Source organism: Alteromonas sp. 14N.309.X.WAT.G.H12, assembly GCF_036697315.1.
GTDB lineage: Bacteria > Pseudomonadota > Gammaproteobacteria > Enterobacterales > Alteromonadaceae > Alteromonas.
The window spans coordinates 8833-12455 of the sequence record NZ_JBAHZB010000102.1; the positions used below are offsets into that span (position 1 = coordinate 8833).

The following is a 3623-nucleotide window of genomic DNA, read 5'->3' on the forward strand; positions in this document are numbered from 1 at the left end:
AATATGCAGATGCACCTAATAATCCATGATCAGGTTCCGCAATAAGGTACGTAGGAATGTGTTTAACGTAATGGCTCATTTGACCTTTATGTTCAAATCGCACGCGAAAATCGCTGGATTTAAGGTAGTCAACAAAGCGCAGCGCAATACCGCCACCAATAAATACGCCGCCGGTGGTTGCCATATTCAACGCTAAATTACCGGCAAAACTGCCCATGATCCGACAAAACTGGGCCACGGTACGTACACAGATATCGCACTGTTCGAGCATGGCATTTTCAGTAATTTGTGCCGGTTCGTTAAAACGGACTGGCGCATTCGCATCTAAAGCCAAAGCGCGGTAGATGTTTAACAGTCCGCGACCAGACATCACTTCTTCAGCAGACGCTCTACCGAATTGAGACTGTAAGTATCGCCATATCACCACATCGACTTCATCGACGGGGGCAAAATCGACATGCCCCCCTTCACCATCCAAGGTTTGCCAACCTGACGATGTCATGGTGATATGCTCAACACCTAACCCTGTGCCTGGACCAAAAACGGCAATGTTGCCATTCGGTACAGGGCTACCTTCACCGATTTGGATAACCTGACTGCCATCAAGCACCGGTAACGAATGGGCCACGGCGGTGAAATCGTTGATGACAAACAGATCCGTCAACCCAAGTTGCTGTTTTAATGCAACCTGAGAAAACGCCCAGCTATGATTTGTCATCACAACCTGATCACCTAAAACGGGGCAAGCAATGGCAATACACCCTTGGGTAAAGGTGTATTGGGGTAGATCCGTAAAATATTGCTTAATGGCCACATCAAGGCTCGCAAAATCCTGACACTGGTATTTGATAATGTTATCAACACCCTTTTGAGTCACCCTTGCCAAACGGATGTTGGTCCCTCCCACATCTGCGACGAACCTATCCGTCATAGCGCTTGCTCCTGACCAACAAACAACGAGCATGCCCCCTCTTCGGCGCCGGAAAGGGTGGCTCTAAAGCCAGCAAACATTTCCCGCCCCATGCCGATCTGATGATGAGCTAGGTTAGCTTCAGCTGGCGCACGGGCCGCTAATGTCTCTTCATCAACCAGCAATGTGAGCTCGCCGGTGGTAGTATTTAATTCGATCATGTCACCGGATTGTACTTTTGCCAGTAAACCGCCTTTGTAGGCTTCTGGGGTAACATGAATAGCCGCAGGGACTTTTCCTGATGCACCGGACATTCTGCCATCGGTTACCAAAGCCACATTAAAACCACGATCCTGTAGCACACCTAAAGGCGGCGTCAAACGGTGAAGTTCCGGCATACCTATGGCTGAAGGACCTTGGAATCGCACGACGATAATGCAATCTTTATCAAGCTCGCCGGCCTTAAAAGAGGCGTCGAGTTCGAACTGATCTTCAAACACCACTGCTGGCGCTTTAATGTGACAAACCGGAGACCGCAAAGCCGAGGTTTTCATCACGCCGCGTCCCAGGTTTCCTTTGAGTACGCAAACGCCACCATCGGGCTTAAAGGGCGCATCAACGGTAGCAATCACCTCTTTGTCATGGGATTTTGTGGGTCCATCACGCCATTCAAGTTCACCATCATTTAAAAACGGCTCTTTGGTGTAACGCTCAAGGCCGTCACCACAAATTGTTTTGACGTCGTTGTGAATTAAACCTGCGTCTAACAACTGTTTAAACAACAGCGCCATACCACCGGCAGCAACGAAGTGATTGATATCGGCAGAACCGTTAGGATAAATACGGGTAAGCAATGGCACCGCATTCGAGATATCAGAAAAATCATCCCAATTAATAATGATACCGGCTGCCCGTGCAACGGCCACCAAATGCATGGTGTGATTCGTTGAACCGCCGGTCGCCAATAAGGCAACAATGCCATTCACAATGGCTTTTGCATCAACGATGTGACCTATGGGTGAATAATTCTCCCCTAAATCCGTCAAGCGGGTCACCTGTACAGCCGCTGCCCGCGTTAAGGCTTCACGTAAAGGTGTACCTGGGTTGACAAAGGAAGCCCCCGGTAAATGCAGCCCCATGGTTTCCACAACCAATTGGTTTGAGTTTGCCGTACCGTAGAAGGTACAGGTTCCGGCTGAATGGTAAGACTGAGATTCGGCTTCAAGCAGCGCATCTCGGCCAACTTTACCTTGAGCAAACTCTTGACGAACCCGTGCCTTTTCTTTATTCGGCAAACCCGAAGGCATGGGACCGGCGGGAATAAACACCGTGGGTAAATGACCAAACGCCAACGAGCCCATAAGCAACCCAGGGACGATTTTGTCACAAATGCCAAGCATAAGTGCGCCATCAAACATATTGTGTGACAGCCCCACTGCCGTTGCCTGCGCGATAATATCCCGGCTCATTAGGCTCAGATCCATGCCCGGATTACCCTGGGTCACACCATCACACATGGCAGGAACACCACCGGCGAACTGGGCAACGCTACCGACTTCGCGGATCGCATCTTTAAGGATAGTCGGATAGGTTTCGTAAGGCTGGTGAGCCGACAACATATCGTTATAGGAAGAAATGATGGCGATGTTCGCCTTCGTCATCGAACGAAGATCCGATTTTTCCTCTGTGCCACAAGCGGCAAAACCGTGGGCCAGGTTACCGCAGGACAATACGCCCCGGTGGGGTCCGGCACGACGGGCCTTGTCAATTTTATCTAAATAAGCTTTACGGGTTTTCGAACTGCGTTCAATAATTCGTTGAGTAATTTCAGCAATTTGAGAATTCATTCACTTCTCCTAAGGTGCCCATACCAGGGTTACATCGGCGCGATTAATAACCGCGGTAATGGGTTTTTCAATTTCGGTCGCGTTGGCAATAGCGTCTTCCAGAACGGCTTTTTTCTTTTCACCGGTCAAATGCAGGAAGATATTGCGACTGTTCAACAGTGCAGGCAATGTCAACGATATCCGCTGATGCGGCGCAGTTTTCGGCTGGACAGCAATACAGATCATGCCACTGGACATATTCAAGCCGTCTTTAATCTGCTCAGAACAGGGAAATAAAGAGGCCGTATGGCCATCTTCGCCCATGCCTAATATTAGCGCATCAAAGGGCTGTGTAAGGCTCGCTAACCGACTCTCGGCTTCAGAAATCCCCTCATTGGCATCATCATGGGCCGTTTTTAAGGTGACAAAATTCGCCTTACTGGCGTAATTTTGGATGAGGTTTTCGTTTACCAGTTTGGTATTACTTGCTTCATCCGCCTCATCCACCCAGCGTTCGTCAGCCAGAGTAATATCCACTTTATCCCAGGGAATATCGCTGAGGCTAAGCTGTTTAAATAAAGCCACCGGCGTACGACCGCCACTTACCACCAAACTAGCCCGTCCGCGGGCTTTAATTCCGGCTTCAAGCAGTGCAATCAACTTTTTCGCGAAGGCGTCTGTAAGACGTTCTGGTGTGTCAAATGCTTCGGTAATCAATGCCATGTTATTTCTTCTTCCGGGTTATCTTACTTTCATACCAACTACGGTTTGCCCGGGCTAATAGACCAATGGATGCCACAGGTCCCCATGTACCAGCTTGATAAGGCTCAGGGGGTTCATTGCTGTGTTTCCACGCTTCTAAAATTGAATCAACCCAGGTCCATGCC

3 protein-coding genes and 1 pseudogene are annotated in these 3623 nt (G+C 49.3%); all 4 read right to left on the bottom strand.

From position 1 onward, the window contains the following. The coding region (glk, locus tag V5298_RS17215) for a glucokinase (protein WP_332932668.1) at positions 1–931 on the bottom strand (931 nt) is incomplete at its 3' end. Further along, positions 928–2757 carry a phosphogluconate dehydratase gene (gene edd / locus V5298_RS17220; protein ID WP_332932669.1) on the bottom strand — a complete coding sequence of 610 codons (1830 nt, stop codon included), beginning with the start codon at positions 2755–2757 and terminating at the stop codon, positions 928–930. The genes glk and edd, both read right to left, overlap by 4 nt. Positions 2758–2766: 9 nt before the next feature. After that, entirely contained in the window at positions 2767–3459 is a 693-nt protein-coding gene (gene pgl, locus V5298_RS17225) for a 6-phosphogluconolactonase (RefSeq protein ID WP_332932670.1), read from the bottom strand. A 1-nt stretch (position 3460) separates the two neighbouring features. Next, positions 3461–3623: pseudogene (locus V5298_RS17230) on the bottom strand (glucose-6-phosphate dehydrogenase); the annotation flags it as partial.